This is a genomic window from Acidobacteriota bacterium (genome assembly GCA_020845575.1).
Taxonomy (GTDB): domain Bacteria; phylum Acidobacteriota; class Vicinamibacteria; order Vicinamibacterales; family Vicinamibacteraceae; genus Luteitalea.
This window is the reverse complement of record JADLFL010000036.1, coordinates 1-25,194: the sequence shown is the minus strand read 5'-3', so window position 1 is coordinate 25,194 and position 25,194 is coordinate 1. Positions and strand designations below refer to the sequence as shown.

24 protein-coding genes are annotated in these 25,194 nt (G+C 68.2%); 15 read left to right on the top strand and 9 right to left on the bottom strand.

The window, feature by feature from the left end; all coding sequences use genetic code 11:
• Positions 1 to 28 precede the first annotated feature (28 nt).
• Genes IT182_10240 through IT182_10230 form a run of 3 tightly spaced genes read left to right on the top strand, consistent with a single transcriptional unit; the run spans position 29 to position 3,270 of the window.
• Entirely contained in the window at positions 29 to 1,528 is a 1,500-nt protein-coding gene (locus tag IT182_10240) for a hypothetical protein (protein MCC6163714.1), read from the top strand.
• Positions 1,529 to 1,540: 12 nt separating this feature from the next.
• Positions 1,541 to 2,002 (top strand): hypothetical protein, encoded by a 462-nt coding sequence (locus IT182_10235; protein MCC6163713.1) that lies wholly within the window; start codon positions 1,541 to 1,543, stop codon positions 2,000 to 2,002.
• A complete protein-coding gene (locus tag IT182_10230; GenBank protein MCC6163712.1) occupies positions 2,002 to 3,270 on the top strand; it encodes a VWA domain-containing protein in 1,269 nt (422 codons plus the stop codon). The genes IT182_10235 and IT182_10230 overlap by 1 nt, the downstream gene beginning before the upstream one ends.
• On the opposite strand, the gene IT182_10225 is transcribed toward IT182_10230, so the two are convergent.
• From IT182_10225 to IT182_10200, 6 genes are all read right to left on the bottom strand, one after another.
• On the bottom strand, positions 3,245 to 4,567 hold the full coding sequence (locus tag IT182_10225) for an aspartate kinase (GenBank protein ID MCC6163711.1): 1,323 nt from the start codon (positions 4,565 to 4,567) through the stop codon (positions 3,245 to 3,247). The two genes, IT182_10230 and IT182_10225, sit on opposite strands and share 26 nt — an antisense overlap.
• Positions 4,564 to 5,826, bottom strand: coding sequence for a threonine synthase (locus IT182_10220; protein MCC6163710.1), 1,263 nt, complete (start codon positions 5,824 to 5,826; stop codon positions 4,564 to 4,566). Before IT182_10220 ends, IT182_10225 begins: the two co-directional genes overlap by 4 nt.
• A gap of 6 nt (positions 5,827 to 5,832) precedes the next feature.
• The gene (gene thrB / locus IT182_10215) at positions 5,833 to 6,759 is read right to left on the bottom strand and encodes a homoserine kinase (protein MCC6163709.1); all 927 of its coding nucleotides are present in this window, start codon (positions 6,757 to 6,759) and stop codon (positions 5,833 to 5,835) included.
• On the bottom strand, positions 6,756 to 8,006 hold the full coding sequence (locus tag IT182_10210) for a homoserine dehydrogenase (GenBank protein ID MCC6163708.1): 1,251 nt from the start codon (positions 8,004 to 8,006) through the stop codon (positions 6,756 to 6,758). Before IT182_10210 ends, thrB begins: the two co-directional genes overlap by 4 nt.
• A gap of 75 nt (positions 8,007 to 8,081) precedes the next feature.
• Positions 8,082 to 9,023 (bottom strand): LysR family transcriptional regulator, encoded by a 942-nt coding sequence (locus IT182_10205; GenBank protein ID MCC6163707.1) that lies wholly within the window; start codon positions 9,021 to 9,023, stop codon positions 8,082 to 8,084.
• 74 nt (positions 9,024 to 9,097) lie between these two features.
• Complete coding sequence (locus IT182_10200) at positions 9,098 to 9,331, bottom strand: hypothetical protein (GenBank protein ID MCC6163706.1); 234 nt, start codon at positions 9,329 to 9,331, stop codon at positions 9,098 to 9,100.
• Positions 9,332 to 9,624: 293 nt separating this feature from the next.
• On the opposite strand from IT182_10200, the gene IT182_10195 reads away from it, so the two are divergent.
• The 5 genes from IT182_10195 to trxB all read left to right on the top strand — a co-directional run bounded on the left by IT182_10195 (position 9,625) and on the right by trxB (position 15,552).
• A complete protein-coding gene (locus tag IT182_10195; GenBank protein MCC6163705.1) occupies positions 9,625 to 10,893 on the top strand; it encodes a M20/M25/M40 family metallo-hydrolase in 1,269 nt (422 codons plus the stop codon).
• A gap of 177 nt (positions 10,894 to 11,070) precedes the next feature.
• Positions 11,071 to 12,198, top strand: coding sequence for a D-alanyl-D-alanine carboxypeptidase (locus IT182_10190; GenBank protein ID MCC6163704.1), 1,128 nt, complete (start codon positions 11,071 to 11,073; stop codon positions 12,196 to 12,198).
• A gap of 537 nt (positions 12,199 to 12,735) precedes the next feature.
• Complete coding sequence (gene glgA, locus IT182_10185; protein ID MCC6163703.1) at positions 12,736 to 14,211, top strand: glycogen synthase GlgA; 1,476 nt, start codon at positions 12,736 to 12,738, stop codon at positions 14,209 to 14,211.
• Between the two features lie 28 nt (positions 14,212 to 14,239).
• Positions 14,240 to 14,569 carry a thioredoxin gene (gene trxA / locus IT182_10180; protein ID MCC6163702.1) on the top strand — a complete coding sequence of 110 codons (330 nt, stop codon included), beginning with the start codon at positions 14,240 to 14,242 and terminating at the stop codon, positions 14,567 to 14,569.
• A gap of 14 nt (positions 14,570 to 14,583) precedes the next feature.
• Complete coding sequence (trxB, locus tag IT182_10175) at positions 14,584 to 15,552, top strand: thioredoxin-disulfide reductase (GenBank protein ID MCC6163701.1); 969 nt, start codon at positions 14,584 to 14,586, stop codon at positions 15,550 to 15,552.
• 27 nt (positions 15,553 to 15,579) lie between these two features.
• On the opposite strand, the gene mnmA is transcribed toward trxB, so the two are convergent.
• Both mnmA and IT182_10165 read right to left on the bottom strand, forming a co-directional pair.
• Positions 15,580 to 16,653: a tRNA 2-thiouridine(34) synthase MnmA gene (gene mnmA / locus IT182_10170; protein ID MCC6163700.1), complete on the bottom strand. Its 1,074-nt coding sequence runs from the start codon at positions 16,651 to 16,653 to the stop codon at positions 15,580 to 15,582.
• A gap of 2 nt (positions 16,654 to 16,655) precedes the next feature.
• Complete coding sequence (locus IT182_10165; GenBank protein ID MCC6163699.1) at positions 16,656 to 17,861, bottom strand: cysteine desulfurase; 1,206 nt, start codon at positions 17,859 to 17,861, stop codon at positions 16,656 to 16,658.
• A gap of 275 nt (positions 17,862 to 18,136) precedes the next feature.
• Between IT182_10165 and IT182_10160 the strand changes: the two genes are divergently transcribed.
• The 7 genes from IT182_10160 to IT182_10130 all read left to right on the top strand — a co-directional run bounded on the left by IT182_10160 (position 18,137) and on the right by IT182_10130 (position 24,991).
• Positions 18,137 to 18,508, top strand: a complete 372-nt coding sequence (locus IT182_10160; GenBank protein MCC6163698.1) for a polymer-forming cytoskeletal protein — start codon at positions 18,137 to 18,139, stop codon at positions 18,506 to 18,508.
• A gap of 66 nt (positions 18,509 to 18,574) precedes the next feature.
• Entirely contained in the window at positions 18,575 to 19,243 is a 669-nt protein-coding gene (locus IT182_10155; protein ID MCC6163697.1) for a class I SAM-dependent methyltransferase, read from the top strand.
• A 25-nt stretch (positions 19,244 to 19,268) separates the two neighbouring features.
• Positions 19,269 to 20,474 carry an acyl-CoA dehydrogenase family protein gene (locus IT182_10150; protein MCC6163696.1) on the top strand — a complete coding sequence of 402 codons (1,206 nt, stop codon included), beginning with the start codon at positions 19,269 to 19,271 and terminating at the stop codon, positions 20,472 to 20,474.
• Positions 20,471 to 21,682, top strand: a complete 1,212-nt coding sequence (locus IT182_10145; GenBank protein ID MCC6163695.1) for an MFS transporter — start codon at positions 20,471 to 20,473, stop codon at positions 21,680 to 21,682. The genes IT182_10150 and IT182_10145 overlap by 4 nt, the downstream gene beginning before the upstream one ends.
• Before the next feature lie 24 nt (positions 21,683 to 21,706).
• A complete protein-coding gene (hflX, locus tag IT182_10140; protein ID MCC6163694.1) occupies positions 21,707 to 22,996 on the top strand; it encodes a GTPase HflX in 1,290 nt (429 codons plus the stop codon).
• On the top strand, positions 22,993 to 24,411 hold the full coding sequence (locus IT182_10135; GenBank protein ID MCC6163693.1) for an S-layer homology domain-containing protein: 1,419 nt from the start codon (positions 22,993 to 22,995) through the stop codon (positions 24,409 to 24,411). The genes hflX and IT182_10135 overlap by 4 nt, the downstream gene beginning before the upstream one ends.
• Positions 24,412 to 24,439: 28 nt before the next feature.
• Positions 24,440 to 24,991 (top strand): CDP-alcohol phosphatidyltransferase family protein, encoded by a 552-nt coding sequence (locus IT182_10130; GenBank protein MCC6163692.1) that lies wholly within the window; start codon positions 24,440 to 24,442, stop codon positions 24,989 to 24,991.
• A gap of 18 nt (positions 24,992 to 25,009) precedes the next feature.
• Here IT182_10130 and IT182_10125 read toward each other — a convergent pair.
• The coding region (locus IT182_10125; GenBank protein MCC6163691.1) for an SDR family NAD-dependent epimerase/dehydratase at positions 25,010 to 25,194 on the bottom strand (185 nt) is incomplete at its 5' end.

Genomic DNA, 25,194 nt, shown 5'->3' with positions numbered 1-25,194 from the left:
GGCGCCCGTCAGGGGCCGCGGAGGCCGTGTGGCGATTCTCATCCGTCCGGTACGCGAACAATTCGAGCACGACCGGGTCATCCGGGCCCTGGAAGTCGCGTTTGGCGAACGTTTCGTCGTCGAAGCGAATGTCGGCGACGAGCGGAAGGTGCCGATCAAGACGGGCACCGGCCAGGCGTACCCGGATCTGATCCTGTCCTCCAACGACGCTGCGCGTAAGCCCGTCGCCATTCTCGAGGTCGAGACGGCCGAGTCGGTCAACAACCTCGAGGCGATGTACCAGTGGGTGCTGTTTGCCAAGGCTCGCGCCCAGTTCAAGCTCTACGTCCCGGTTGCCGCCGTGGATGCGGCGCGACGGTTGTGCGCCCAACACTCGATCGCCCCCGCCGAAATCTGGTCCTACGCATCACTGAGCGGTGAGCAAATCCGGCTGGAGCGTGTCCACGTGGATCCCTCCCAACCCGGCGCGCGGGGGGCAGCCCCGCTGGTCGAGATCGTTTCCATCAAGACGCGCCGGGCCAGCGACATCGAGGCGGCCGTCGAGTCGGCCATCCTGAATCCGCGCCGCGAGGAAATGTCGCCGATCGACAGCCGGCGGGCGATCGCCGAGGCGGCGGCTGCCGCGGCGGCCGAACCGCTCCGTTTGCCGCCACTCAAGACCAAACTCGCGAAGCCGAAGGCGTCCAAGGCCAAGGCTGCGGCTGCGCCAAAGCCCGCGGCTGCTCCGCCAGCGACGACGCCGAGCGCCGCCACGAGCGCTGCCGTTGCTGCCGTGAAGGCCGCGGCCGCCAAGGTGGCGGCGGCCAAGGCGGCAGCTCCCGTGGCGGTTCCGGCGACGGCCCCAGCACCTGCACCGCCAGCCGTCGCGGCACCTGCCAACGCCGCGACGTCCAGGGCAGCGGCGGGTAAGGCCGCTGTTCCGAGGCGGGCTGGCGCGAAGGTCTCCCCGGCACCTGCGAAGGCAGTGGTTCCAGCCCCGAAGGCCGTTCCCCGGCCGGCTGGCGCAAAGGCGCCGGCGAAGGCTGCCCCGGTCAAGGGCGTGGCGACCAAGCCGGCCGCCTCGAAGTCGAAGACGGTCGCCAAGGCTGCCGCGCCTGTGAAGGCGAAGGCCGGGAAGGCCGGGAAGGCCGCGACGACTGCGAAAGTCGTGAAGGCTGCCGCGCCAGCGCGTGGGAAGACAGCGCGGAAGAAGGCGGCTCCCGCGAAGGCGTCCAAGGCGAACAAGGCCGGCAAGTCGGCGCGGCCGGCGACCAAGAAGCCGGCGGTCAAGGTTGCCGCTGCGCGGCGACCCGCCAAGGTCACGCGCCAGGCGAAGGCGCCCGTGCGCGCCGCCAAGGTGCCGGCGCGTGCCACACGTGCAGCCGCGTCGCGCCCGGCGACGGCGTCGGCCAGTCGGGCGGCGAGGCCGCCCGTGTCCTCCAGGAAGACGGCACGTCCGGCCGCGCGTCACGCGTCGGCTGGACGCGCGGCGGCGGCCAGTCCGTCCCGCTCCGCACGCCCATCGGCCGGCAAGCCGAAGCGGAAGTAGGACGCGACAGTCGTGCCGCTCATTCGACTGGCCCGGGACAAGCGCGGCGTCGACACGCTCTACCTGCTCCAGCATCGCCCAGACGGCCGCGGCGAGTCGCGCCTGCGGGTGATCTACTTCTGTGCGGCGCCCCAGGGACTTGCGTTCGGCCGCCAGGCGCTCGACCCACAGACACGGCGCGCGCTCGACCAGCGCTATCCGGACATCCAGTTCGATTGGCCGGCGCTTCTCGAGGACGTGGAGCAGCGACGGCTCCCACCGGTCGTCGACGGACAGGCCCGCCGGCCGCGTCCGGCCGCCAAGACCGAGCGCCGGCCTCAGCCGTCAGAGGTACCAGGTGAAAAGGCGGGGACCGGGAAACGAAGGCGACGGCGTGGTACATCGGCGTCGGGCGGCGAACAGGGGCAGCGTCGGTCGGCCCCGGATGCCGCCACTTCCGTACCCCAGTCGGCGGTGCCTCCTATAATCGACTGATGTCTGTACGAGTGAGCTCTCTCGGGTGGCTGGCCATGATGGCGGTGTGTGGCGTTGTCACGCTGACGGCGCAGCAGGCCCCGGCGCCGGCGGCACCCGCCACCGACGCCCGACAGCCATCGCGGCCCGACTTCACGACAGTCACGAGTCTTGTGAGCACGGACGTGATCCCGCGCGACAATGCGGGGCAGTTCCTCGCCGACCTGAAGAAAGAGGAGTTCGTCGTCCTCGAAGATGGCGTGACGCAGACGGTGGCCTCGCTCACGTTGGTACACGGCGGCCGCTATTTCAATCTCGCCGCACCGCCTCCGGCACCGGTGGAGGAGGGAATGGTGCTTCCCCCGCCGCGTCCGGTCAACGACGCCGCGGGCCGCATCTTCCTGCTGTTTGTCGACGACCTCCATCTCGACTTCCGGAACACGCCGCGCATTCGTGACCTGTTCAAGAAGATCTCGACCGAGCTGATTCACGACGGTGACATGTTCGGGATCGTGTCGACGGGCCCTTCGTCGATTTCTGTCGATCTCACCTACGACCGCAAGCGCCTCGACGAGTCGATCAAGAAGATCAGCGGGAGCGGCCTGAAGCCGAAGGACATCCTCGAGCAGCCCGGCGGCGGATCGCAGGGCAACCAGGAACTGCGTTATCGCGCGCACGTAGCCTTCAGCACCGCGTTCGACCTGGTGCGCGATCTCGAGAAGGTGCAGAACCGCCGCAAGGCCCTCATCTTCGTGAGCAACGGTTACGACTTCGATCCGTTTCCGCAGGGACGGCTCCAGCGCGACGCGATGTACGGGTACAACCAGACCGGCATGGACCCGCGCGACCCGGCTGCCGTGACCAATCGTCAGGGGCAGCAGTTCGCCGATGCCGATCTCGCGCGCGAACTGGCGGACCTGACGCGCGCCGCCAACCGCGCGAACACGACGGTGTACACCATCGACCCGCGCGGACTTGTCGGCGGTCCCGAGATGGACGATGAGGTCGACATGTCGGAGTGGGGCAACCACGTGCGCAAGACGCAGGACAGCCTGCGCGTGCTCGCCGAGGAAACCGGCGGCATGGCCGTGGTCAACCAGAACGACTTCGTCAAGTCGCTCAAGCGCATCGACGCGGAGACGAGCGACTACTACGTGCTCGGGTACTACTCGAGCAACCCCGATCCCACGCGCAAGCGTCGTCAGATCGAGGTGAAGGTGACGCGCCAGAACGTGAGCGTGTGGGCGCGCAAGGGCTACGCCCTCAAGACACCCGACGAGCGGAAGTAGCCGTCTTCGTCGTCGCCGCGCGCTTCACGGCCTTGCGCACGGGCGCGGTGGTGGAGCGGCGCGCGGTTGCGCGTGCCGTGCCGAAGAACTCCGCGTGTACGGCGCGTACGGCCGGGTCGAGATCCGCGCGACCGATGACGCAGCTCACCTTCATCTCCGAGGTGCTGATGCAGTCGATGTTCACGCCGACCTTGGCAAGGGCGGTGAACATTCGCGCCGCCAGTCCTGGCGTGGACGCGATGCGCGAGCCGACGATCGCGATCTTGGCCACCTCGACGTCCACGTCCACTTGGCCGACGATCCGGCGCTTGCGCCATGCACGTTCGAGTTCCTTGATGCGATCCACCTGATCGTTGTCGGTGACGAACGTGATGCGATTGCGATCGTGACTGGCGGCGGCCTGGATGATCAGGCGCACGTTGACGTCCTCGCGGGCGAGGTCGCGGAAAATGGCCGCCGCGAGGCCGGGCTCGTCACGCACGTCCAGCAGCGTGACCTTGGCGATCTTCTTGTCCGACGTGATGCCCACCACCGCTGCGTCTTCCATCACTCCTCCGCGAATCCAGGTGCCCTGGCGGCGATGGAACGTCGACCGCACGTGGATGGGCACGTCGTACTGCATGCAGATCTCGGCAGCGCGCGGGTGCAGCACCTTGGCGCCACTCGCGGCGAGTTCGATCGCCGCCTCGTAACTCATCTCCGGTACCAGCCGCGCGGTGTCCACCACGTTCGGGTCGGCGGTGTAGACGCCGTCGACGTCCGTGCAGATTTCGCAGACGGGCGCCTGCAGCGCAGCAGCGAGCGCCGCGCCCGTGATGTCGCCGCCGCCGCGTCCGAGCGTCGTGATCTCGTGATCCCGCGTGACGCCCTGGAAGCCCGCGACGATCACCACGCGTCCGCTCTCGAGCTCGTGGACCAGACGGCCGGTCTCCACGCGCGCGATGCGGGCCTTGTTGAAGGAGCCATCGGTCCGGATGCCGCACTGCGCGGCTGTCAGTGACACGGCCGGCACGCCACGCGCTTGCAGAGCGAGCCCGAGCAGTGATACGGCAATGGTTTCGCCGCATGCGAGGAGCTGATCCATTTCGCGTCCGCCGGGCTTGTCCGACACCTGGCCGGCCATCGAGATGAGCTGATCGGTCGTCTTGCCCATGGCGGAGACCGCCACCACCATGTGGCGCGCCTCACGCTGACACGCAATGATGCGGTCGGCAACGTTCCGGATGTGGTCCGGCGTGGCGACCGAACTGCCGCCGTACTTCTGCACCAGCAGGTTCGCGCGTTCGAAGCGGCTCATGCACGCCCCTCGGCCGCGGCGGCCTGCGAGCCCGCCAGGTAGGCGTCCACATCGGCGAGCGAGCGGGTGATCGGCACAGCCTTTGCCACGCGGTCCGCCATGATGTCCGCCGTCTTGTAGCCGTTGCCCGTGATGCAGACGACAATGGATTCGTTGCGCGGGATGCGGCCGGCGGCAATCAACTTGCGCGTGACGGCCACCGTGGTTCCGCCGGCGGGCTCGGTGAAGATACCTTCGGTTTCGGCCAGCAGGTCGATGCCGTCGAGAATCTCCTTGTCGGTGGCCATCTCGCCCCATCCGCCCGACTCACGGAGCACCTCCAGCACCTGGAAGCCATCGGCCGGATTGCCGATGGCGATCGATTTGGCGATCGTGTCCGGCTTCACCGGATCGGGGTAGTCGAGTTCCTGGTGCAGGGCTCGCACCACGGGCGCGGAGCCCTCCGCCTGCGCCCCGTACATGCGCGGCAGGTCCCCCTCACCGAGCCCGAGCCGGTGCATCTCCCTGAAGCCGCGAAACACGCGCGGGAGGAGCGTTCCACCCGCCACGGGTGTGATTACGTGCTGCGGGAAGCGCCATCCGAGCTGCTCGACGATCTCGAAGCCCATCGTCTTGGCGCCCTCGGCGTAGTAGCTGCGCAGGTTGATGTTGGCAAAGCCCCATCCGTGCTTGTCGGCCACCTGCGAGCACAACCGGTTCACATCGTCGTAGTTGCCGCGCACGGCGAGGAGCGTGGGGTGGTAGATCGCCGAGCCGAGCACCTTGTAGGGCTCGAGGTCGTCGGGGATGAACACGAAGCAGCGGAGCCCGAGGCGTGCCGCGTGCGCGGCGACGCTGTTGCCCAGGTTGCCCGTCGACGCGCAGGCGAACGTCGTGAACCCGAGCTCGATCGCGCGGGTGGCGGCCACCGACACCACGCGGTCCTTGTACGAGAGCGTCGGGTGGTTGACGCCGTCATCCTTCACGTACAGCTCGCGCACGCCGAGCCGCTCGGCGAGGCGGGGTGCGGGAGTCAGTGGCGTGAAGCCGGAACCGAAACCCGTCTTCGGTTCGCCCGTGATGGGCAGGAGTTCGCGGTAGCGCCACATGTTGCGCGGGCGCGACGCGATCGTCTCGCGCGTGAACGTGGCGCGGGCCTTGTCGTAGTCGTACACCGGCTCCAGTGGGCCGAAGCATTGATCGCAGACGTAGGTGGCTTCCGCGGGGAATGCGGTGTGGCACACGTGGCATTGCAGGCCGATGAGTGTTGACACGTTCATGGTTCCTTACCCGTGCGATACGGTGAGGGGCACCTGCCGCGCGGGCTGGTGTGCGTCGAGCACGCGAATGGCGACATCCGGATCGATCGACGCGTAGACGTGGCGGAGCGCGGCGAGCGCCGGGGCCGGATCGCCGGTGACGCAGACGGCGACCGACGGTCCCGCGCCGGAGAGGAATGCCCCGAGCATGCCGGGAACGTCGAGCGCCAGGACCTCGGCGAGGCCTGGCACGAGGCGCAGACGATACGGCTGGTGCAGGCGATCGGCGAAGGCCTCTCGCAGCACGTCCAGTCGTCCTGTCGCCACGGCCTGCATCAGCAGGGCCACGCGCTGCACGTTGTGCACGGCATCCTGTCGCGACACGTGCTCCGGTAGCACGGCGCGTGCGGTCCTTGTCGGCAACGCGAGCGACGGCGTCGCGACGACGAGACGCACCTCGTCCGGCCAGTGGGAGGCGATGGCCCTGACGTGGCCGCGCGCGTCGACGCAGCCGGCGACGAGCCCGCCGAGCACGGACGCTGCGATATTGTCCGGGTGACCTTCGATCGCGCTGAGGACGTCGATCAGCACCTGGTCGGTGACGTCGTCCAGCACGAGCGCGGCGAGGCGCCCGCCGGCCACGAGCGCGGCGGCGCTGCTCCCGAGGCCCGCGCACGGCGGGATGTCGCAGGCGACGTGGACGTCGATCGACGGCACGTCGCTGGCGCGCAGGGCCTCACAGAGCGCGCGGAATCCGGTCACGATCAGGTTGTCGCCCGGCGGCACGGGGCCGGCGAACGTGCAGCGCAGCTTGCCGCCGCCGTCCCGCGCGATCGTGGAGACGTCGACACGCAGATACAGCCCGAGTGCGAGACCGAGCGCGTCGAAGCCCGGACCCAGGTTCGACGTCGACGCCGGGATCGCCATCGACGCGAGTGGACGCGGCGTGTTCATGCCAGGACCGGCAGGCACAGCGGTGGCGTGACGTGGAAGGGCAGCGTTTCGATCTCGCGCAACGCGTCAGCCATGGCGCGCGTGCAGCACGACTCCAGCGTGATCACGAAAGGCAGGCGGTCCTTGCTGCCACCCGGTTCCTGCAACACCGCGTCGATGTTGATCGCGTGGCGCGAGAACACCGAGGCGAGGCTCGCGATGATGCCCGGCTGATCGCGCACCACCAGACGCAGATAGAACGGCGCCACCTGCAGGTCGGTCACCGACGCCGGCGCCGTGGTGGCGGGCCAGACGGCAGGGGCACCGCCCGCGCGGCGCGCCAGCGCGAGCAGATCGGAGACGATGGCGACGGCGGTGGGGAAGCCGCCGGCGCCGTAGCCGGCAAACGTCGTCTCGCGGCCGTACGCGCCGCCGGCGACGATCAGGTTCTGACTGCCGATCACGCGTGCAAGCGGTGACGTCAACGGCACGAGGGCCGGACCGACGCGCGCTTCCACCTGGCCGTCGGCGATCGACACGCGCGAGACCTGCCTGATGGTGCCCTGCAGGCGTCGCGCGTAGACGAAGTCATCGTCGCTGATGGTGCGGATCGATTCGCAGGGGACGTCGGCCGGCGCGATGTCGAGACCCAGGCCCACGCGCGCGAGAATGCACAGCTTGGCTCGGGCGTCGTAACCATCGAGGTCGTCGGTGGGATCGGCCTCGGCGAACCCGAGTTCCTGCGCTTCCTTCAACGCCGCGTCGAAGGCGAGGTCCGCCGACTCCATGCGCGTCAGGATGTAGTTGCAGGTGCCGTTGAGGATGCCGGAGACGGTGGTGAGGCGGTCGGCGGCGATGCCTTCGCGCAACCCGCGGACGACGGGGATGCCGCCACCCACGGCCGCCTCGAACAGGAGCTCGACGCCACGCGCGGCGGCGCGCGTGAGCAGCGCCTGCCCGTGCGTGGCGATCAATTGCTTGTTGGCCGTGACGATTGGCCGGCCCGCGTCGATCGCGCGCTCGTGCCAGCCGCGCGCCGGGTCCAGGCCACCGACCACTTCCACGATCACGTCGACGTTGGCTTCCAACACATCGTCGACGCGATCGGTCCAGACCACCGAATCGGGAATCCAGTCCACGCGCTTGCGGGCAATGTTCCTGTTGAAGATGTGCGAGAGGGTGAGCAGACCGTCGCCGCGTTCGACCAGAAGGCGGGCAACGGCCTGACCGACGGTGCCGAACCCGAGCAGTCCTACGGACAAAGCCATCGGTGGAATTTTACATGTGATGCCCGCATACGCATGGATGGATGGCCGTCGTATGACAGGGACGAATGGCGCGACTCACGCGTGGACGTCAGGACCGATCCTGTCGCGGCCGGGCGGCGGGATCACGCGCAGTCTGGGCTTCACTCGCTCGAACGACGCGAGCACTTCCTGCACGGCACGCGGCACACGATTGGCCCGCACGTACACCCAGCCCGTCTCGCGGATGAGCGTCTGTCCGGCGATGCGCGCGCAGAAGAACTGTCCTGACGCGACCTCGCGCGCCACGGCCTGGTACGAGATGATGGAGAGGCCGAGTCCGGCACGCACGAGCGCCTTGATGATCTCGACGTTCTCGGTCTCGGTGACGATCTGCGGGACGATCTGATTGCGCAGGAAGAACTCGTCCACGACGCGTCGCGTGTTCGAGCCTGTCTCGAACAGGACGAACGGCTGATCGCGCAGATCGGCGGGCGTGACCCGCGCGCGTGCCGCCAGCGGGTGGTTCGGCGCGGTGACGACGAGCAGCTCTTCCTGCAGCGCCGGTACCGTCACCAGTTCCGGATCGTTGATGGGCAGCGTCAGGAGCGCGACGTCGGACAGGCCCGATCGCAATCCCGCGATGCATTTGTCGGTGGCCCCTGCCGTGATCTTGATGTCCGCATCAGGGTGATGCCTGCGGAAGTCGCGCAGCAGGGCGGGGAAGACGTACAGGCTGACGGTCATCCCGCCGGCCAGGCGGACGGGGCCGATGAGCGACGCCTGTGTGTCGGTGATGCGTGCGACGGTGTCCTTGAGGTCCTGGAAGACGCGCTGGCTCAGTTGTAGCAGCGCTTCACCGGCGGGCGTGATTCTGACGCGACGTCCAACGCGCAGGAAGACCGCCTCGTTCAGTTCGTCCTCGAGCAGGAGCACCTGACGACTGATGGCAGACTGAGAGACGCCGAGTTTCTGTCCGGCTGCGGTAAACGACCCGGTCTCGACGATGGTCCTGATGATCTCGAGCTGGCGGAGGTCCATGACGTCACGTCGTCGCCAGCCGATACCTCCGGGGGCAGCGAGGCGCGTCCGGAGGGTATCACGCGGAGCAGGACTCAGCGCGCGGCCGCGCGCAGGCTCGCTACAGGGTGCGTGGCTGCGGCGGGTGTCGCCGTCCGTCGTTGGCGACGCGCCATCACGGCGTGGTTGCGCCGATGACTGGCGTCGGCGCACGTCGTGGCCTTCTCTTCGATGTAGGTCACCACGCTGATGGTGCCGGCATCCCGATAGTGGCCGACCACACATCCGCAGGTGAGAGTCTCGAATCCCAGCAGCTTGACGATGCTCATGGCGTGATCCTTCGTGCCCGGTGCGTCCGTCGCGATATCGCGATGCGTGTTGTCTTGTAAGCACGTTCCGTGCCTGATGCCGTGCGTTGCGAATCTGAGCACTAAACAACTGGATTTGCTGTCACTTTGCGACATCGTGCCACAGCATGCCGGGTGAACGTGTCCTTCAGACGCCCGTCGAGTGACGAAAGTTGTTCGATAAACTTCACAAATCCGGATACGCCCTTCGAAAACTTGAACTACTTGTCGCCGCGGTGCGGGTTCGCATATATCTGTCAGGCGAGGCGGGACACATGACGGTGAGACGACAGATCGCAATCCTGGCGGTGGGGCTCGGCCTGTGTGTGGCGACGGCCGCATCAGCGCAGCAGGGGGCATCGGACATCGGGTCCCGGTTGATGCAGGTGCCGGCGGTGGCGGCGGCGACGCAGGCGGCCGACAGGCTCGAACCCTGGGTCGTCGAGCAGCAGATCGCCCTCTGTGAGGTCGAGGCTCCGCCGTTCCGGGAGGAGGCTCGCGGCAAGGTCTATCGCGATGCCTTCACGAAGCTGGGGCTGTCGCGTGTCCGGGTCGATGCCGTGGGCAACGTCATCGGCGAGCGTCCGGGCTCCGCCAATGGGCCGCACGTGGTCATCAGCGCCCACCTGGACACCGTCTTTCCGCCAGGAACGCCCGTGCACGTGTCCCGCAAGGGCAACGTGCTCCTCGGACCCGGCATCAGCGACGACTGTCGCGGACTGGCCGTGGTCCTCGGCGTGATCCGGGCTTTGCAGGATGCGAAGGTCAGCACGCCGGGGCGGATCACGTTCGTCGGGACCGTCGGTGAAGAGGGGCTCGGCGATCTGCGCGGCGTGAAGCACCTGTTCGGTCCCGACGGGCTGCGCGGGATCGACCGATTCGTGTCGATCGACGGTTCCGGCTTCGGCGTCACCAACGGTGGCGTGGGCAGCAAGCGCTACCGCGTGACCTTCAAGGGGCCGGGCGGTCACAGCTACGGTGCCTTCGGCATGCCCAATCCGCTGCACGCGCTGGGCCGCGCCGTGGCGGCCATCGCGGCGCTCGAAGTGCCGACGTCTCCAAAGACGACGTTCAACGTGGGTCGCGTGGGCGGGGGGACGTCGGTCAACTCGATTCCGTTCGAGGCCTGGATCGAGATCGATCTTCGTTCGGAACAGCCCGAACCGTTGGCCGGTCTCGATGCGCATGTGCGCAAGGCCATCGAGGGTGCCGTTGCGGCCGAAAATGCGCGCTGGCGGCACACGGCCACGGTGACGGCCGACGTGGAACTGGTGGGAGACCGACCAGCCGGTCGAACGCCCGACACGTCAGACATCGTGCAGGCCGCGATGTCGGTGCTGCGAACCGTGGGGCGGCCCGCGTCTCTCCATACCTCGTCCACCGACAGCAACGTCGCGATGGCGCGCGGCGTGCCGGCGATCACGATCGGCGGAGGCGGGATCGGATCGGGCAGCCATTCCCTTCAGGAATCGTTCGACGTGACGGGGGGGGGCGACGGTCTGCGGCAGGCGATCCTGTTGACCATCGCGCTGGCGCAACCCTGATCATGGCGGACCGGTGATCGCCGTCTCCGGCAGGTCCGGTCGCGCCGTCGCAGGAAGCGGGCACGATATTCGCTTGGATCTTCGCAAGTGCTTGCAGTACAAGACCACTGTAAAGACAGCTCGTCGCGCCGCCGATTGACACAGTCAGAGGCGTCTTCGTTGCCGAGGACACACGGAATGCTCCAGTTCGCCCGTCCACGACCGCTGCGTGCGGTCCTGCTGTTCGCCCTGTCGCTGGGCTTTGTCGCGTCGCCGGCTGCGAGCCTGGTCGAGGCGAAGGCCACGCGTGCCAGCCGGGCGACACGCGCGACCCCGCAGAAGACGGTGAGTACGGCGAGCCGGACGACAAAGCGCACTCTCAAGACGAAGGCCGCCACCAGGCGCGCCAAGCCGGCCAAGACGACGCCGCGCTATTCGGCGTCGAAGGCGCGGCAGCGCCGCCTTGCAATGGCGCGCGCGCGCCAGGCGGCGTACGCGCGCCAGCTCAAGGAAATCCAGACGCCGCAGTTCAAGGCCGATGCGGACGGGCAGCTCGTGCCCGACATTCGCGCTGGCGCGGCGATCGTCTACAACCCGACCACGCACGAAGTGCTCTACGAGAGCAACGCGCAGACGCCGCGGTCCATCGCCAGTATCACCAAGGTGATGACGGCCGTGGCGTTTCTCGAGAACGAAATCGACCTGACGCGCGAGGTGGTCGTCCATGCCGAGGACGTGCGCGCCGCATCGACCACGTACCTGCGCCGGGGCGATCGCGTCACCGTCAACCAGCTGCTCCACCTGCTGCTCATCGGATCGGACAACGTGGCGGCCCGCACGCTCGCGCGCGCGTCGCTCTACGGCCCGATCGGCTTCATCGAGCGCATGAACCAGAAGGCCGCCGAGCTCGGGCTCACGCGGACGCGCTACGCCGATCCGTCTGGGCTCTATGCCGACAACATGTCGTCGGCCTTCGACATGGCGCGCCTCATCTCCTTTGCGTCGGGCGACGAACGCCTCGCGACCATCATGCGGATGAAGGAGTACGAGTTCTCGTCGCCGCGCCGCACGGTGACGCTGCACAACACCAATCACCTGGTGGGGTCCGACGTGGATGTGCGCGGCGGCAAGACAGGCTTCATCTCCAAGTCCGGCTATTGCCTGGCCACCCTGCTGCGCCTGCCGCAGGGTGATCAGGTGGCCGTCGTGGTGCTCGGTGCCAAGAGCAACCCGGCCCGGTTCTGGGAGACCCGCCACCTGTTCAACTGGCTGGCCTCGAAAACCCCGTCGCTCCTGGCGACTCAGGCCTCGGACCAGCAGGAATAGCGGCAGGGCGGAGGGGCGGCAGGGCTCGCCCGGCGGTCCGTCAGGGGTGCGCTACACTCATTTGTAGCGCGCCGCCCGTGGTACTCCCCGCGGCGCTTCCTGTCCATGGCCAAAGCTCCCCGCTCTCCGAAGACTCCCTCTCCCGACCCGACACCTCAGACGCCCGAGTTCGATCCCGTATCGGATGGCGTCGCATCTCCCGCTGCGCCGGACCCGGTTGTGCCCGTTGGTGCGGATGCGGTCCTGGCACCCGCTCGTCGCCGTGCCGTGAAGCAGACCGCCGCCGTCAAGAAGTCTGCCGTCGCGAAGAAGGCGTCGGCACCGAAGCCCGCTGCCGAGAAGCCCGCCGCAGCGACCAAGCCTGCTGCGGCGAAGAAGCCCGCGGTGAAGAAGTCCACGGTGAAGAAGCCCGCCGTCAAGCGGGCGGCCACGCTGAAGGACGCCGTCAAGGCGGCGGCTCCGGTTCCGGCCTCGACGCCTGCCGCGTCGGCGCCGGAGGTGGAGGCGGTCACGACGAAGCCGGCGGCCCCCGCGTCGCTGCGCATCCTGATGGTGGCGAGCGAGGCCGTGCCGTTTGCCAAGACCGGCGGTCTTGCGGACGTCGCCGCGGCCCTCCCCAAGGCGCTCGGCGAACTGGGGCACGACGTCACGGTGGTGATGCCTCGCTATCGCGGCATCGCGGTGCAGGGTGCCCCGACCACGAGCTTCGGTGTGTCCATGGGCGGGCATACCTACAAGGCCGACGTGTTCGTGCAGGAAACGAGCCCTGGCGTGCGCGTGGCGCTCGTCGATCACCCGGCGTTCTTCGACCGCGACGCGCTGTACGGTCTCGGCAGCCACGACTACGGCGACAACCCACGGCGTTTCGGGTTCCTGTGTCTCGCCGCGTTGGAGTTCATGCGCGCCGAAGGCACGCGCGTCGACGTCGTGCACGCGCACGACTGGCAGGGCGGTCTCGCCCCGGTGTACGTGAGGACGCGGTATGCGGCCGATCCCGTGCTGGGATCGGCGGCCACGATCTTCACGATCCACAACATCGCCTATCAGGGCAACTGTGCGTCGGAGTGGCTGCCGCAGCTCGGCCTGGGCTGGGATCTGTTCACGTCGGACGGCCTCGAGTACTGGCTGCACCTCAGCCTGCTCAAGGCCGGCATCATGTTCTCGGATCTGGTCACGACGGTCAGTCCACGCTACGCGCGCGAGCTCATGACGCGCGAGTTCGCGTTCGGGTTCGAAGGCATTCTCCAGCACCGTTCCGCCGACCTCGTGGGCATCGTCAATGGCATCGACGATGGGGTGTGGAACCCGGCGACGGACAAGCACCTGCCAGCCAACTACACGGTCGATGACCTGTCGGGCAAGGCGGCGGCCAAGCGTGCGCTCCTCGACGCGTATGGGCTGCCGGGGGGAGACGAAGGGCTCCGCCGGCCGGTCATCGCGATGATCTCGCGCATGGTCGATCAGAAGGGACTCGACATGATTGCGTCGGTGGGCGAGCAGTTGCCGCACATCGGCGCGAGCCTGGTCATCCTCGGGACGGGAGAGCCCTGGTACGAGGAGATGTGGCGGTCGCTCGCGCGTCGCTTCCCTGACCGGGTCGGCGTCAGGATCGGCTTCGACGAACCGCTGTCGCACCTCATCGAAGCGGGCGCGGACCTCTTCATGATGCCGTCGCGGTTCGAGCCGTGTGGTCTCAATCAGATGTACAGCTCGAGGTATGGCACACTACCTGTAGTGCGTGCGACGGGAGGACTGGACGATACTGTCCGCAACTACGATCCCGTGACCGGAACCGGGACGGGCTTCAAGTTCCACGACGCCAGCGGGGAGGCGTTGCTCGGGACGCTTCGCTGGGCGTTGCATGTCTACCACAACGATCCCGACCGCTGGCGCGCGTTGCAGCGGGCGGGCATGGCGATGGATTTCTCCTGGAACGCGTCGGCGCGGGCATACCTCGACGCGTACGACCGCGCCCGGATGCAGGCGGCGCGTCGGCGGGGCACGTCGGCCTGACGCGTCGACCAGAGACGAGGACGAACGAATGGCTTCAGACAAGGTGCAGACGCTGACTGACGGCAACTTCACGCAGGTGCTCGGCGGGACGTCACAGCCGGTGCTGGTGGATTTCTGGGCGGAGTGGTGCGGCCCCTGCCGCATGCTCGCGCCGACCATCGACGCGCTGGCCGAGGAGCTCGACGGCAAGGCGGTGATCGCCAAGCTCGACGTGGACTCGAACCCCAACGTGCCAGGCAACTTCGGCGTGCGGTCGATTCCCGCGCTGCTGGTGTTCAAGGGCGGACAACTCGTCGATCAGACGATCGGCGTGCAGTCCAAGGACGCCCTGAAGCGCCTGCTCGAACGCCACATGTAAGGTGACGCTTTCTCATGACTGACGACGTCCGCAATGTGGTGATCATCGGGTCGGGCCCGGCTGGCCTGACGGCGGCGCTGTACGCGGCGCGCGCCAACCTGCACCCGCTCGTGATCGAGGGGCTGCAGCCGGGCGGCCAGCTCACGATCACGACGCTGGTCGAGAACTGGCCGGGATTCCGCGACGGCGTGATGGGCCCGCAGCTCATGATCGACATGCGCGAGCAGGCCGAGCGCGTGGGCACGTCGTTCCTGACAGGGCTGGTGGAGCGCGTCGACTTCACCGCACGTCCGTTCACGCTGACGATGGACAGCGGCGACGTCATTCGCGCGCTCACCGTCATCGTCGCGACGGGCGCGTCGGCCAAGCTGCTCGGACTTCCGTCGGAGATGATGCTGATGGGGCGCGGCGTCAGCACGTGCGCCACCTGCGACGGCTTCTTCTTCCGTAACAGGCCGATCGCGATCGTGGGCGGGGGAGACACGGCGCTCGAGGAGGCGCTCTATCTCGCGAAACTCGCCTCGCACGTCACCGTGATCCACCGACGCGACACGCTGCGCGCGTCGAAGATCATGCAGGACAAGGCGTTCGCGAACCCGAAGATCACGTTCCGCTGGAACACCACGGTGGACGAGATCGTGGCCGACCAGCGCGGCGACGTGAACGGCGCCGTGCTGCGCGACGTGCACACGGGTGCCGTCGAGACGCTCGCGGTCGACGGTGTCTTCGTGGCCATCGGACACACGCCGAACACGTCGATCTTCAAGGGACAGCTCGACATGGACGAGAGCGGGTACCTGCAGACGACGGGGACGCGAACCAACGTGCCCGGCGTGTTCGCCGCGGGCGACGTGCAGGACCAGGTGTATCGCCAGGCGATCACGTCGGCGGGCACGGGCTGCATGGCCGCGATGGACGCCGAGCGCTGGCTGGAGCATGGCGGTGCCGCGCACGAGGTCGACGCCGCCCACGCCACGGCGTGACGTGACGGGCGACCACACGGGTCGGCCCTACATCCGAGTCGAGATCCACCCACCGCCGAGGACCTCGTCTCCGTCGTAGAAGACGGCGGCCTGGCCAGGCGTGATGGCGTACTGCGGAGCATCGAATTGGACGGCGGCCCGGTCGTCGCCAAGCGCGCGGACGGAGGCAGGCGCCGCGGGGTGGCGGTGGCGGATCTGCACGCTGGCGCGAATGGCGGAGTCAGGCGCGCGACCGGACACCCAGTTCACCTCTTCGACAGAGCAGTGGCGTCCTTCGAGCGCGCGGCGCGGCCCGACCACCACGTCGCGCGTTCCCGCGTCGATCGCCACCACGTACAGCGGTACGCCGACCGACAGACGGAGGCCCTTGCGCTGACCGACGGTGAAGTGATGGACGCCCGTGTGCGTGCCGAGCGCCCGCCCCTCCACGTCGACGATGCGGCCCGGTGGCGGCGTGCGATCGCCTGCTGCGCGGGCGACGAACGCCGCCTGATCGCCATCGGGGACGAAGCAGATCTCCTGCGAGTCCGGCTTGGCGGCCACCGGCAGGCCGCGCGACGAGGCGTAAGCACGTACTGACGTCTTGTCCATGTGGCCGACGGGGAAGCTCGCTCGCGCGAGTTGCGCCTGCGTCAGCGAGAACAGGAAGTAGGACTGATCCTTTGCGTGGTCCGCGCCGCGCAGCAGGTGCCACTGCCCGTCATCGTCCTGGCGCGACTGCACGTAGTGGCCTGTGGCGAGGCGGTCGGCCTCCAGCGCCTCGACGCGATCGAGCAGCGTGACGAACTTCACCTCGCTGTTGCAGCGCGTGCAGGGAATGGGCGTGCGGCCCGCGACGTAGTCGTCGACGAAGGGCGTCACGACCTGCGCGTGGAAGTGCGACTCGAAGTTGACGATGTAGTGCGGGATGCCGAGGCGCGAGGCCACGCGCCGCGCATCGTGCAGGTCGTCGATCGTGCAGCACGTGCCGAACGCCACCTGCCCCTCCTGCTGGTCGTACAACTGCATGGAGAGCCCGACCACGTCGTGTCCGGCATCGGCGAGCAGCGCGGCGGCAACCGAGGAGTCGACACCGCCGGACATGGCGACAGCGATGCGCATGGTCACTCCTGGCTCGTTGTCGCGTGTCGCGGACGGCGATCGGTCAGGGCGCGCAGCCTGGCGACGATGGGGGGCAGCGCGTCGATCAGCGCGTCGATCTCCGCGTCGGTGGTGTGGCGTCCAAGGCTGATGCGCAGCGCATTCTGCGTGTCGTGCAGATCGAGCCCCATCGCCTTGAGCACGTGCGACGGCTCCAGCGTGCCCGACGAGCAGGCCGATCCCGTCGACACGGCGAACCCTTCCAGATCGAGCGCGATCAACAACGACTCGGCCTCGATGCCTGCGAACCCGATGTTGGTCGTGTTGGGCACGCGTGGCTGGCCGGCACCGTTGACGTGCGCATCGTCGATGCGCGTCAGCACGCCGGTCTCGAGTCGATCGCGTAAGGCGGCCTGCACGCGTGCATCGTCGGTCAGGCGCGCGGTGGCGAGGTGTGCGGCCACGCCGAGGCCGATGATCGCCGGCACGTTCTCCGTCCCCGCGCGACGACTCCGCTCCTGCCTGCCGCCCGTCATCGTGGAGAGCAGGCGCGTCCCGCGCCGGATCCACAACGCGCCCACGCCCTTGGGCCCGTACATCTTGTGACCGGAGAGGCTGAGCAGATCGACGTCGAGGTCGCGCGCGTCGACGGGCACCTTCCCGACGGTCTGCACGGCGTCGGTATGGACGATGATGCCGCGCGCCCGGGCGATCGCCGCGCAGGCACGCACCGGCTGCAGCGTGCCGACCTCGTTGTTGCCGTGCATCAGACTGAGCAGGGCCGTGTCGTCGGTCAACGCATCGGCGATTGCCTCGGGCGACACCACGCCATGTCGATCGGGGGCTACGCGCGTGATCCGCCAGCCGCGACGCTCCAGCGCGGTCATCGTCCGGAGAATCGCTTCGTGCTCGATCGCGCTTGTGACCAGATGGCGCCTGCCCATCGACTCGAGCGCCTCGGCTGCGCCACGCACCGCGAGATTGTCGGCTTCGGTACCGCCGCTGGTGAACACCACCTCTGAAGGGGCGCCGCCGATGAGCGCGGCGACCTGCTGGCGCGCCTCGTCGAGGCGTCCCTTGGCCTTCTGCCCGAAATGGTGAACGCTCGACGCGTTCCCGAACTCGTCGCGCATGGCCTCGGCCACGGCCGCAATGACGGCGGGGTCGACTGGCGTGGTGGCGTTGTGGTCGAGGTAGACGCGCCCGGCGTGAAGTGGCGCGGCAGACATGCTCAGGATCGTAGCACTCGCGAGCCATCGTAAACCACAGCAATTGCAGGCTCTAGACACGATCTGTCGCTGTGGCTATACTCCGGCCGACGTGGGTCGACGCACCCTTCAGACCCAGTCGGGAGAACGCCAACATGTGGAAACGCGATGACGCGCCGCGGCAGCCTGCGCCTGCGCCACCCACGCCGGCCCCAGCCGCTCCGTCTCACCCGGCGGCAGAGGTGAGCCCGGCAGTCAGCACCCGGCCAGCACCGGGTTCCGGAGACAAAGGACCCATGAGCATGGGGAACATCGGCAAGTCGGTCATCATCAAGGGTGAACTCAGCGGCAGTGAGGACCTGACGATCGAGGGCCAGGTCGAGGGGAAGATCGAGCTGAACAACAACACCCTCACCATCGGCACCAACGCGAAGATCAAGGCGCAGGTCTTTGCCAAAGCCGTGGTCGTGCTTGGTGAGGTCACCGGCAACATCACGGCTTCGGAGAAGGTCGACATCCGCGACAACGGCTCGGTCGATGGCGACATCACCAGCCCGAAGGTGGCCATCGCGGAAGGCGCGCACTTCCGTGGTGCCATCGACATGAATCGCGGCGGCGCCAAGGCGGAAGCCAAGCCCGGGGCAGCAGCGCCGGCAGCCAAGGCCTGATCGCTCCCCCCAGCGTGCGACGCGAGCACTCCGGTGTTCCGTCGCGCGTGTATCGCCGATCATTTCGTGTCCGATTCCGCCGAGCGCTCGCTCACTTCTCGTCTCTTCGGCTGGGCCCAGCGTGGCGACGGGCCCACGGGAGAGGGGCGCGACGCGGGTCCGCCTGTCGGTACGAAGGTCCTGGCCAAGCTGCTCGCGGCGCTCGCGCATCGTGAGGCGCCCGTCGTCCTCGATCTCGGCCCGGTGGTCGGGAGCAATGTCTCGTTCCTCGGTGAACAGCTCGGCTGCCGGCTTCGCGTCGAGGATCTCTACGCCGACATCGATCGCCTGACGCGCGAGCAGGCGCTCGACACGCTGCCGACATGGTTCGAACAGCGGTTCACGTTCGAACCCGAGAGCGCGGACGCGGTGTTGTGCTGGGACGTGCTCGACTATCTCGACAAGCCTGCGGCAGCCGTGCTTGCCGCGCAGATCGTCCAGTGGCTCAAGCCCGGCGGTGTGGTGCTGTGTTTCTTCTCCACAGTGGCGAACCCGTCGCCGACCTATACGCGCTACGCGATCGCCGACGCGGATCACCTGCGCCATCGCACGTCTCCTGCAGCGCACGGCCGTCGCACGGTCCACCAGAACCGCGATATCGAACGCCTCTTCACGGGTCTGAGCGTGACCGAGAGCTTCCTGTTGTTGAACAAGACCCGGGAAGTCCTGCTGCGCAAGAAGCCCGCTCGAACCTGATCCGCCACATCGCCGGTCCACAGACATGCTCGACTTCGACATCTCCGACGAACACCGGCTGCTGGAGCAGACAGTCCGTGAATGGGGCGCACGCGAGGTCGCGCCGCACATCGCGGAGCTCGACCGCGCGCATCGATTCGATCCCCGCCTGCTACCGCAGATGGCCGCGCTCGGCCTGCTCGGGATCTGCCTGCCTGCCGAATACGGCGGCGCAGCAATGGACTACATCAGTCTCGGGCTGGCCTGCGAGGAACTGGAGTACGTCGATACGTCGCTGCGCGTGATTCTGTCGGTGCACGTCGGCCTGAACAGCCTCTCGCTCCTGACATGGGGCACCGAGGAACAGAAGCAGCGCTATCTGGTGCCGCAGGCGCAGGGCCGGAAGATCGCCACGTTCGGACTCACCGAACCGGCGGCCGGTAGTGACGCGAGGGGCATCCAGACAGTGGCGATCAGGCAGGGCGATCGCTACGTCCTGTCGGGCGAGAAGATGTGGATTTCGCTGGCCGACGTCGCGGATCACTTCCTCGTCATCGCGTGGAGCGATCTGGAGAAGAAGCGCGCCAAGGACCCGAGCGGCCTCAGCGCGTTCATCGTGGAGCGCGCGTTCAAGGGATTCTCCAGCGGCACGCTCACGCACAAGTGGGGCATCCTCGCGGGCAACACGGGCTTCTTCAAGATGGACGATGTGGAGGTCCCGGCGGAGAACCTGCTCGGCCGCGAAGGCGAGGGATTCAAGATCGCGATGTTCGCGCTCGATCAGGGGCGTTACACCGTTGCCGCCGGTGCCACGGGCCTGATCCGTGCGTGCCGCGACGCGAGCGTCACGTACGCCCGTCAGCGCCACACGTTCGGCGTCGAGATCGGCCAGCACCAGCTCGTGAAGGAGATGCTGGCACGCATGGAGGCCGACTACCAGCAGTCGCGGCTGCTGTGGCTGCGGTCGGGCTGGCTCAAGAACGTCGGCCGTCGCAACACGAAGGAGACCAGTCTCGCCAAGTGGGTGAGCACCGTCGCCTCCGAGCGCGCTGCGGGTGATGCGGTTCAGATCCACGGGGCCAACGGCTACTCGGACGAGTATCCCGTCGGTCGCTACTACAGAAACTGCAAGGGCGCGGTAATCTACGAGGGTACCCGCGAGATCCACGCGTTGATGCAGGCCGACTACCTGCTCGGCTATCGCGTGGACAAGCCGACGCGCTGTGAACTGCCAGCCTGTCGGCCCACGTGAATCGGAACCTCTTCGCCATCGCTGGCGCGTGCTTCATCGGCTTTTCCGGCTTCACGCTGGTGATGCCGTTCCTGCCGCTGTACTTCGAACAGCTCGGCATGCGCGACCCGGCGGAGATCGCGCTCTGGTCCGGTCTCAGCCTTGGCGTGACGCCGGGCATGACGGCGCTGCTCGCGCCGTTGTGGGGGCGTGTGGCCGACAGACTGGGCAACAAGTTCCTCGTCCTCCGGTCGCTGGTGTGCTTTGTCATCACGATGGTCCTGATGGGGCTCGCGACGCAGCCGTGGCACATCTTCGGCCTGCGCGTGCTCCAGGGATTCTTCGCCGGCTATGGTGCGCTCGCCGTGGCCATGGCGGCACAGGCCGCTCCGCGCGATCAGATGGCGCGCGCGATCGGCACCGTGCAGACGGCGCAGCGACTGGGGCCGGCGCTCGGCCCGGCCATCGGCGGCGTGCTGGCCGTTGCGATCGGCATTCGGGCGTCGTTCTTCGTCGCGTCGCTGTTCTACGCGGCGGCGCTCATCCTCGTCTGGCGCTGGTTCGAAGAGTCACGCCCCCCCGCGGCCCGGTCCCGTGCCGACGAGGCCGGCTCGCGGCTGACGTTTGCCAACGCCGCCGCATTCCAGCAGTTCGTGCTGCTGATGGGCGTGATCTTCGGGTTGCAGATCGTGGATCGCAGCTTCGGGCCCGTGCTGCCCTTGTATCTGGCGCAACTCGGTGTCGGACCGGATCGGGTCGCGCTGGTCGCGGGCGTGTTGTTCTCGTCGGCGGCTGGTGCGGGCGCAGCCGGCAACCTGCTGACGCAGCGATTGCTGCAGGTGGCCGCGCCGCGCGCGCTGTTGCGCCTGATGGCGCTGGTGGCCGCGATGGGCATGCTGCCCTTCGTCGTCGGCCTTGCCGTGCCGGCGCTGGTCGTGGCGACGCTGGTCTTCGGGTTCGCCGTCGGCGTGGCACTGACCGCGTCGTTCACGGCCGCCGGGCACGTGATCCCCGAACAGGCGCGCTCGACCGGATTCGGGCTGCTGACGAGCGCGTCACTGGCCGGCCTGTCCCTCAGCCCGATCGCGAGCGGCGTGCTCGCCCGTATCAGCATCCGCAGCGTCTTCATCGTGGGCGTGATCACCCTGGCGGTCGTGTCCGCGATGGTCAGCTACGTGATGCGTGCGCGTGTGGACGAGGCCTCGTGGCCGTGCGTGGAAGAGCTGTGAGACCGAGGTGCTAACATTCCGTCGGTGACCGATTCCGAGCCACACGCGTACGGTGCAGGTGGGCGCGAACGCGCCGCACTCGTCGGTCTGATCACGGGCGCGATGCGGCGTACGCACGTCGAGGACGCCCTCGAGGAACTGGCCGGTCTGGCGGAGGCCGCCGACATCGAGCCGGCGATCCGGTTCACGCAGGAACGCGACAGGCCGGATCCCGCCACGCTCATCGGATCTGGCAAGCTCGAGACGCTGAAGGCCGCGTGCGAAGAGGCGGATCTCTCACTCGTCATCTTCGACAACGAACTGACGCCGGCACAGTTGCGCAACATCGAGAAGACGCTGCAATTGCGGGTCATCGATCGCACGCAATTGATCCTCGACATCTTTGCGCGCCGCGCGCGCACGCGGGAAGGCAAGCTGCAGGTCGAACTCGCGCAGCTGCGCTACCTCTTGCCGCGCCTTGTCGGCGCGTCGGCGGCGCTGTCACGGCTGGGTGGTGGCATCGGCACGCGCGGCCCCGGCGAGACGAAGCTCGAGACCGATCGCCGGCGCATCCGCGTCAGGATCGCGACGCTCACGGACGACCTCGCGAACGTCAGGCGACGTCGCGGTCAGTTGCGCGATCGCCGACGACGGACGGAGCTGCCCACGGCGGCGCTCGTCGGCTACACGAACGCGGGCAAGACCACGCTGTTCAACAGGCTGACGCATGACAGTGCCGTCGCCTCCGACGCGCTCTTCGTGACGCTGGATCCGCTCACGCGCGAGCTCAGACTGCCGAATCGCCAACGGGCCGCGCTGTCGGACACCGTCGGCTTCATCGATCGCCTGCCGCACACGCTCGTGGCCGCATTCCGCGCCACGCTGGAAGAAGTGGCCGACGCCGACCTGCTCCTGCACGTCGTCGACGCGTCAGTGGACGATTACGAACGTCACCTCCAGGCCGTCGAGCGCGTGCTGGCCGAAGTCGATGCGTCCCAAGTGCCGAGCCTCCTGATCTTCAACAAGGTCGATCGACTCGACGAAGGCGCGAGGGAGCACTTGCGACAGGCCTACGACTCGTCGCTGCAGATCTCCGCGGCGACAGGCGATGGCGTCGACGAACTCCTGCTGGAGATCGCGCGGGCACTGGCGCTCGACACGCGTCGGGTGACGCTGGCGTTCGACCAGGCCCGCCAGGAGGACCGCCTCGCCATCGAGCGGCTCTATCGCGTGGCGCGCGTCCTCAGTCACGATGCCGACGGCGATCGCGTGAGCATCGAAGCCGAGGTGCCCCGCCGATTGATGCAACGCCTGCACGAGGGGCTCGCGCTATGAGCGCGGTGTGGCGCCGCAGCGCGCTGGCCGTCGTGTTGCTCGCGAGCCTGGTTGCCGGATGCAGCCGACCGGTCCCACTGCCCATCGTCGCGCCAGGCACCGAGCGCTATCCCGACTATCCCAAGCCGATGCTGACGGGCGCCATGGCCCGACAGGAGGTCGTCGCACGGGAACACGAGCGCGCGTGGCTGCAGTTGCAGTCGGGTGACGCACGAGGCGCCGAGCGGACGTTGCGCGAGTTGCTGAAGAAGTCGCCGCGCGCCTATCCGTCGCAGGTCGTGCTTGGCTTCGCGCGCCTCTCACTGGACCAACCGGCCGACGCGCTCCAGTGGTTCGATCGCGCGCTTGTGGCGGATGCCACGTACGTGCCCGCGCTCATCGGGCGCGGCGAAGCGCTCGTCGAGCTGGACAGGGAAGGGGAGGCGTTCGAGGCGTATCAGACGGCGCTGGAAGGCGCGCCCGGACAGCCCGTTGCGATCCGACGCGTCGAGGTGCTGCGCTTCAAGGCCGTACAGAGCGACGTGGCGGCCGCGCGGGCCGCGCTCGCGGCCGACAGGCTCGACCAAGCCAGGGCGCAGTACGAACGCGCCTTGCGCGCGTCGCCGGAGAGCGGCTTCCTGCACCGCGATCTTGCCGCTGTCGAGCGGCGTCTCGGCCACACGGCACGCGCACGCACGCTCGTCGACAAGGCGCTCGCGCTCGACGCGGAAGACGCTGCGGCGTGGACGATGCGGGGAGAGCTGGAAGAGGCGGCTGGAGACGCCGAGGCCGCGATGACGTCCTATCGTCGGGCCCTGGCGCTGGATCCCGGGTTGGCGGACGTCGCGCGACGGGTCGCTGCGATCGAGAGGGGTCTGGAGGAAGCAGCGCTGCCCGCGGAGTTCAAGGCGATCGGGGAGTCCCCGCGGGTCACGCGTGGCGAGACGGCCGCGCTGCTTGCTTATCGGTTACCCGACCTCCTGCAAGGCGCCGCGAAGGGGACCGCGCTCATCACCGACAGCCGGCGGCACTGGGCGCAGGCGTCCATCCTCCTCGTGGCGCGTGCCGGCGCCATGGAGGTCTATCCCAATCACACGTTCCAACCGACGGCGGGCATGACGCGCGGCGAGTTTGCCGCCGTTGTGGCGCGAGTGCTCACGCTCGTCGCGCAGCGGGCACCGCAGGCGGCGACAGGCTGGCGCGACGCGCGGTTGTCGTTCAACGACGTCCGCACGGACCATCCGCTCTATCGGTCGATCTCGCGGGCCGTCGCCAGCGGCGTGCTCCAGCCGCTCGAAGGCCAGACGTTCGGCACGAGCCGGCCGATGTCGGGCGCAGAAGCCGTGGCGGCCGTGCAACGCCTGACGCAGTTGGCCGCGCGAGCCGGCGGCGTGACGCCAGCGCCGGCATTGCCACGCCGCGGCCGCGTGCGGTGACGCGGCCGCGACTCACGAGGACCGTACCGTGTTGACGCCCGCCAATCAGCTCACGCTTCTGCGGATGCTGCTGATTCCGGTGTTCGCGATCCTGCTCGTGTACGGGCGTATCGGCGGTGCGCTCGTGGTCTTCGTGATCGCGGCGGTGACCGATCTGCTCGACGGCTACGTCGCCAGGCGTACGGGGCCGACCACGCTCGGCGCCTGGCTGGACCCGGCTGCGGACAAACTGCTGCTGCTCACGATGTTCATCGTGCTGACGCTGCCGCTGCCGCACCTGACGCACCGCATCCCGCTGTGGCTCACGGTGCTGGTGTTCAGTCGCGACGTCGGCATCGTGCTGACGGTGTCGATCGTCAACCTCGCGCTCGGTCCGCGCACGTTCTATCCGTCGATCTGGGGGAAGGTGGCAACCGCCACATTCGCGGTGACAGGCGGCGTGACGCTGCTGGCCAACTATCTTGCGGTTCCGTCGGCAGTACCGGGCCTGTTCTTCACGGCGTCGGCGGTCATCACGGTGATCAGCGCGCTCCACTACCTGCTGACCGCGCAGCGGCCGGGCAGCCCGCCGCGCCGGTAGCGGCGCGGCGCCACGCGCTCAGGCGAGGACCTTCGTCCTGAAGTACTCGATGGTCCTCGTGAGGCCGTCTTCGAGTGAGACCTGCGGTTCCCACCCGAGGAGCGTCCGTGCCCTGGTGATGTCGGGGCGGCGGACCTTCGGATCGTCCTCCGGCAGCGGACGGTAGACGAGACGGCTGGAGGAACCCGACATTCGGATGATGG